Below are 6,369 nucleotides of genomic sequence, written 5' to 3'. Positions count from 1 at the left end.
CTCTTTGGTGACTTTCTCTTGGCGACGCAAGAGAAAGTTACTGCGCCGCCGGGCGCACACCCCGGCCTCCGCCCTTCGCAAGGGCACAGAATCAAAAAGAAGCGCGAGACCAGACATCTCAGACCCCAAAAGTCCTACGCGCAGGCCCAGCCACAGGCCGTGTCAGATCCGTAGCCACAGACCCCAACTCCAGCGCATCCAGATACACCGCCCCATCCTCCACCTTCACCGCAAACTTCGGCGTGCACCCCTCATCCGGCGCCGACGCCTGCCCGTCGCACAACCCAATCGTCCAGTTGTGCAGCGGACACGCCACATGCGTGCCAAACACGATGCCTTGCGACAGCGGCCCGCCCTTGTGCGGGCAACGGTCCAGCAGCGGAAAAACACCGCCAGCGTCGTTGCGAAACACGGCCACGTCCAGCCCCTGGGGCCTGGTCACGCGGCGCGAGCCCAGCACGGGGATGTCGTCCACGTGGCAGATCCGCTTCCATTCGGCGGTGGGGGCTGCGTTGGGCTGGGTGGTGGTGGCTGTGGTGCTCGTCGTCATGGCTGTTCCTGATTTTCTTGTGGGGGGAGCCTGTGCTCAGCCTCTCAGGCGGCCATGGCGGCGTACAGGCCGGTCACTCGGTCCATGCTGGACAGCAGGTTCTCGCTGGCCACAAACACTTCGGACACCTGGCGGGCCGCGTTGGCGCCGCCGGGTTGCAAACGCTGCAACGCAGCGTCAAAAAACACCCATTGGCCCTCGGCCAGTTGCAGCTCTTGCCGGATTCGGTCGTTGGCCTGGGGGGCGTCGCGCAACACGGCGTTGGCGGCCACGAACTCGGTGCGGGCTTTGGCGATTTCGGTGGTGGCGGTGGCGGCGTCTACCGGCAGCAGCGCCGACAGGCAGAACTTGGCCATGCGCTGGCTCAACATGCGCTGGCGGCCTGCCACGTTCACCAGGTGGCCCACGGGTTTGCCGGATGCGGCTTCGTACTGCACGGTGCCCTGGTGGGCCAGCGCCAACACCTTGGCGTCGGCGGCCAGCAAGGCGCTGGCACCGTCGCGCGATGGGGCGGCGCCTACCAGCGTGGTCTTGTGCTCGCTCCACGCAGCCTCCAGCCGCGTGTAGGTGTCGCGGATGGTGGGCGAGGGGGCGTAGGCCTTCAGTTCCACCAACTGCCGGTCAAACAGCGCCATCGACTGCTGCAGCACCTGCCGTGCCACGGGGCTGTCGGCCTTGTGGGCCAGGGCCAGCCAGGCTTTGCCCACACGCTGGCTCAGCATGCGCTGGCGCCCGGCTTTGTTGATGGCGTCGTTCAGGTCGGTGACCTGGGCCTGCGCAGCGTGCCAGGGCGAGAGCAGGGCGCCTGCAGTGGCGGCGCCGCCTGCAGCGTTCAAAAGAAAAGTTCTGCGGTGCATGGATGGGGGTGCTCCGTTTGTGTGAAGGCGATCAGTGGGATGGGCTGGGCAAAAAGGGCCCGATGTTCAGGCGCTGACCGGCTCGAACTGGCGCGTGTCCACGGCGGCTTTGTCAAAGTCGAACCAGGGGTCGGGCTCGCCATCCAGCGCAAACTGCAGTTGCTCCCACAGCGCCTTGCGGCCTGCGTCGTCTTCCAGAATGCGTTTTTTCACATAGTCCAGGCCCACGCGGTCCACGTAGTGCACCGTGCGCTCCAGGTACCAGCCTTCCTGGCGGTACAGCTCGCAAAACGCGCCGGTGTACTCCAGCACTTCTTCCGATGTTTTGAGCTTGGTAAAAAAGTGCGCCACCTCGGTCTTGATGCCGCCGTTGCCCGCCACGTACATCTCCCAGCCGCTGTCCACGCCGATGATGCCCACGTCCTTGATACCGGCCTCGGCGCAGTTGCGCGGGCAGCCGCTCACTGCAAACTTCACCTTGTGCGGGGCATACATGCGCCACATCGCGCGCTCCATGTCCTTGCCCATCTGCGTGCTGTCTTGTGTGCCCATGCGGCACCACTCGCTGCCCACGCAGGTTTTCACGGTGCGCAGGGCCTTGGCGTAGGCATGGCCGCTGGGCATGCCGATGTCTTTCCACACATTGACCAGGTCTTCCTTCTTCACGCCCAGCAAGTCGATGCGCTGGCCGCCCGTGACCTTGACGGTGGGGATGTTGTATTTGTCCACGGCATCGGCAATGCGGCGCAGTTCGTCGGCCGTGGTCTCGCCGCCCCACATGCGCGGAATCACGCTGTAGGTGCCGTCCTTTTGGATGTTGGCGTGGCTGCGTTCGTTGATGAAGCGGCTTTGCGGGTCGTCCTTGGCCTCCTTGGGCCAGGTGCTCAGAAGATAGTAGTTGACGGCCGGGCGGCAGCTGGCGCAGCCGTTGGGGGTCTTCCATTCCATGAATTGAAAGACGCTGGCAATGGTCAAGAGCTTGTTGGCGCGGATTGAATCACGCACTGCCTGGTGGCCATGGTCGGTGCAGCCGCACATGGCTTTCGTCTTGGGCGTGGCGCTGTAGTCGCCACCTGCGGTGAACATCAAGATCTGCTCGACCAGGCCCGTGCACGAGCCGCACGATGCGCTGGCCTTGGTGTGCTTCTTGACCTCCTCCAGCGTGAACAAACCCTTGTCCTTGATGGCTTTGCAGATGGCGCCCTTGGTCACGCCGTTGCAGCCACACACCTCGTCCGTGTCGGCCATGGCCGATGCCTTGCTCTGGCCCTGGTGGCCCACATCGCCCAGGTGCGATTCGCCAAACATCAGCTTGTCGCGCAGGTCGCTCACGCTGCGGCCATCGCGCAGCAGCTTGAAGTACCAGCTGCCGTCCACGGTGTCGCCATACAGGCACGCGCCCACCAGCTTGTCGTCTTTGATGACGAGCTTTTTGTACACCCCGCCGAAGGGGTCGCTCATCACGATCTCCTCGGTGTCGTCTCCCCCTTGAAAGTCACCGGCCGAGAACAGGTCGATGCCCGTCACCTTGAGCTTGGTCGATGTCAGCGAGCCCAGATAGCGGCCAATGCCGAACTCCGCCAGGTGGTTGGCCAGCACCTTGCCCTGCTCGAACAGCGGCGCCACCAGCCCATACGCAATGCCCCGGTGCGCCGCGCATTCGCCCACGGCGTAGATGCGCGCGTCGGTCGTGGTCTGCAGCGTGTCGCTCACCACAATGCCGCGGTTCACGTGCAGGCGCATCTTTTCGGCCAATGCGGTGTTGGGGCGAATGCCCACCGCCATGCAGACCAGATCTGCTGGCACCTCGGTGCCGTCCTTGAATTTCACGGATTTGACGCGGCCATCCGCGCCGCCGACCAGCTCCTGAGTCTGCGCGCCCATCAAAAACTGCATGCCGCGTTCAGCCAGCGACTTTTGCAGCATCTTGCCCGCCACGTCGTCCAGCTGGCGTTCCATCAACCAGTCGCCCACGTGCACCACGGTGACTTGCATGCCACGTTTCATGAGGCCGTTGGCGGCCTCCAGGCCCAGCAGGCCGCCGCCGATGACCACGGCGTGTTGGTAGGTGGCGGCAGCGGCGATCATGGCCTGCGTGTCTGCAATGTCGCGGTAGGCCAGCACGCCTTTCAGGTCTTTGCCGGGGATGGGCAGGATGAACGGGTTGGAGCCCGTGGCCAGGATGAGTCGGTCGTATTCGGCCGTGATCACATCGCCCGCTGCGCCCGTGGCGCTGACCACGCGGCGCACGCGGTTCACGTCGGTCACGGTGAAGCCGGTGTGCAGCGTGATGTGGTTGTCGGCATACCAGGACCAGTCGTTCAGAATGATCTCGTCGATGGTCTGCTCGCCCGCCAGCACGGGCGACAGCAAAATGCGGTTGTAGTTGGGGTGCGGTTCGGCCCCGAACACCGTGATGTCATACAGATCGGGGGCAATCTTGAGCAGCTCTTCCAGCGTGCGCACACCGGCCATGCCGTTTCCTACCATCACCAGCTTGAGCTTTTTCATCGTGACTGACTCCGTCGGTTCATCGCCTGGGCAACTCGAAAAACAAAAAAGGCGTCCACACGATGCTGCTTCGATCTGAACTCGAAACCGCATGTGGGGACGCCTTCGTCCTTGCAATTCATCAGTGCGCCATTGCACGGGGGAACTGCGTGACCCTGCCGGGTCGTTGCGATGCTTCAAGCAATGGCCGTGCCAGATGGTTTGCACTGATGTGGGGCGATGGCCGCCGCGTGAAGCGCGCAGGGCGTCCGCGTGCGGACCGGCACTGTGCAGCTTGGGTCCACATCGGCGCAACGGGTGCGCTGCGTGCACCACCTTGGGCACGAAACCTGCGTGCAGGTGGTGCATGAGTTTTGAACTGGACTTCGGCCAGACTTCGCTGGCGGGGCGCAAAGACCTGAACGAAGACTTTGCCGCGCTGGTAGAGGGGCAGGGGCGCGACCGCGAGCGCGGCGCCATTGCCGCCATTGCCGACGGAGTCAGTGCCGGTGGCAACGGACGCGAGGCCGCGCAGACCACGGTGAACACGCTGGTCAACGACTACTTTGGCACCCCCGAGACCTGGGACACCACGGTGGGGCTGGACCGCATCTTGAGCGCCCACAACGGCTGGCTGGCCTCGATGAACCGCCGTCGCCAACCCGCGGTGGGGCTGACCACCATCACGGCCCTGGTGTTGCGGGGGCAGTCGTACACCCTGGCCCATGTGGGCGACACGCGCGCCTACCTGCTGCGGGGCGGCCGGCTGCAACTGCTGACGGCCGACCATGTGATGCACCAGCGCGACTTTGCCCACCAGCTCACCCGCGCCATGGGGCTCGATGACCATGTGGTGGTGGACTACAGCCAAGGCGAGCTGCAAAGTGGCGACCTGTTTGTGCTGCTGTCTGACGGCGTACACGGCAGCCTGCCCGAGCGCGAGCTGCGGCAACTGTTGCGGCAAGACGCGGTGCCCGCCCAGGCGCTGAGCGAAGCGCTCACCCAGGCCGCACTGCGCCGCGGCAGCAACGACAACATCACCGCCCTGGTGGTGCGTGTGCAAGGGGCGCTGGAGGCCACGCTGCAGGACGAATCCCGCCGTGCGCACGACCTGCCGGTGCTGCCGCTGCTGAAAGTGGGGGACCCGGTGGATGGCCTGGTGGTGACCGCCGTGGTGGCAGACAACGGCATTCATCGCATCTACCAGATGCGCCACCCGCCCACACAGCGGCTGTACGCCCTCAAAACCCTGGTGCCCGCCCGCGCGCACGACCCCGAGGAGCGCGCCACGCTGGCGCACGAAGCCTGGGTAGCGCGCCGCATGCAGTCGGGCCACGCGGCGGTGCACCTGGCGCGGCTGAACACATGGCCTGCCGAGGACCACCCCGCCGAAAACCCCCATGCCAGCGCGTTTTATCTGCTGTACGACTGGCATTCGGGCGAAACCCTGGGCCAGCGCCTGCGCCGCCGCCAGCCGCTGACGGTGGCACAAACCGTGGCGGTGGTCATGCAGGCCGCGCAGGTGCTGGGCTGGTTGCACCGCCAGGGCGTGGTGCACCGCGACATCAAACCCGACAACCTGCACCTGGGCGACGACGGCGTGCTGCGCGTGCTGGACCTGGGCGTGGCGCTGAGTGGCCGCGAGCCCGAGGCCACGCGCCGCCTGCACGCAGGCACCCCCAGCTACATGAACCCCGAACAATGGCCGGGCTACGAAAAGAGCGGCGACCCGGCCGGTCAGTTGCCCGACGCAGGCAGCGACCTGTTTGCGCTGGGCGTCACCCTGTACCAGCTGCTGGCCAACGGGCGGCTGCCGTACGGCGACGTGGTGCAGTACCAGCTGGGCCGCTACCACCGCGACCCCGTGGCTCCCAGCCGCCACAACCCCGGCGTACCCATCTGGCTCGACCAGATTGCCCAGAAGGCCGTGGCCCGCAACCTCACCCACCGTTTTGAAACTGCCGAAGAGCTGCTGCTGGCCCTGGAGCGCGGCGCATCCCGCCCCTTGTCCACCCCCGGCCCGCAGCCACTGATGCAGCGCGACGCCACGGCGGTGTGGAAGATTGCGCTGGTTGTCAGCGTGCTGGTGAATCTGCTGCTGGTGTACTGGCTGGTGTTTTTGCCGCGATAGGGCGGTGGGATGCCAATGCTTCTAAAGTGATAGCTGCTAGCGCTTTATGGATAAGCGCTAGAGCCTGTTTTGATCAATATTCAAGGTGCCAGGCTCCTCGTTGATGCTGGGCGAGTCTTGCGAGCCAACGCAGCGCCTGACTTGGCTCCCTCCCCCCTCGCGGGGGAGGGCGGGGGGAGAGGGGGAATTGAGGGCGCAGCGCCCGATCGCCCCCTCTCCCCAACCCTCTCCCACAAGGGGAGAGCAACTGTGTTTGAAGTCAAGCATTTTTCAAACCCCGGCGGTCTGTGGATAACCAGCCTGCCAAGGCTTGCCCGAGCGGATCACCGCATTGATGATCG

Annotated in this window: 4 protein-coding genes; 1 reads left to right on the top strand and 3 read right to left on the bottom strand. The window is 65.2% G+C overall.

Annotated elements, in window-relative coordinates; translation table 11 throughout:
* Positions 1–118 precede the first annotated feature (118 nt).
* The 3 genes from nirD to nirB all read right to left on the bottom strand — a co-directional run bounded on the left by nirD (position 119) and on the right by nirB (position 3,918).
* Complete coding sequence (nirD, locus tag ACK41V_RS23065; RefSeq protein WP_409785926.1) at positions 119–550, bottom strand: nitrite reductase small subunit NirD; 432 nt, start codon at positions 548–550, stop codon at positions 119–121.
* A gap of 44 nt (positions 551–594) precedes the next feature.
* A complete protein-coding gene (locus ACK41V_RS23060) occupies positions 595–1,407 on the bottom strand; it encodes a type IV pili methyl-accepting chemotaxis transducer N-terminal domain-containing protein (protein ID WP_409785925.1) in 813 nt (270 codons plus the stop codon).
* A gap of 66 nt (positions 1,408–1,473) precedes the next feature.
* Entirely contained in the window at positions 1,474–3,918 is a 2,445-nt protein-coding gene (gene nirB, locus ACK41V_RS23055; protein ID WP_409785923.1) for a nitrite reductase large subunit NirB, read from the bottom strand.
* A 346-nt stretch (positions 3,919–4,264) separates the two neighbouring features.
* Between nirB and ACK41V_RS23050 the strand changes: the two genes are divergently transcribed.
* Positions 4,265–6,028, top strand: a complete 1,764-nt coding sequence (locus ACK41V_RS23050) for a protein kinase domain-containing protein (protein WP_409785922.1) — start codon at positions 4,265–4,267, stop codon at positions 6,026–6,028.
* Positions 6,029–6,369: the final 341 nt, after the last annotated feature.

This window comes from Acidovorax sp., assembly GCF_046291265.1.
Lineage (GTDB): Bacteria > Pseudomonadota > Gammaproteobacteria > Burkholderiales > Burkholderiaceae_C > Acidovorax.
This window is presented reverse-complemented; position numbering and strand designations above follow the sequence as displayed.

Bases quoted from the DNA above. Each gene is read 5' to 3' on its own strand.
- nirD (WP_409785926.1), bottom strand. From the start codon at position 550: ATGACGACGAGCACCACAGCCACCACCACCCAGCCCAACGCAGCCCCC.
- nirB (WP_409785923.1), bottom strand. From the start codon at position 3,918: ATGAAAAAGCTCAAGCTGGTGATGGTAGGAAACGGCATGGCCGGTGTG.
- ACK41V_RS23050 (WP_409785922.1), top strand. From the start codon at position 4,265: ATGAGTTTTGAACTGGACTTCGGCCAGACTTCGCTGGCGGGGCGCAAA.
- ACK41V_RS23060 (WP_409785925.1), bottom strand. From the start codon at position 1,407: ATGCACCGCAGAACTTTTCTTTTGAACGCTGCAGGCGGCGCCGCCACT.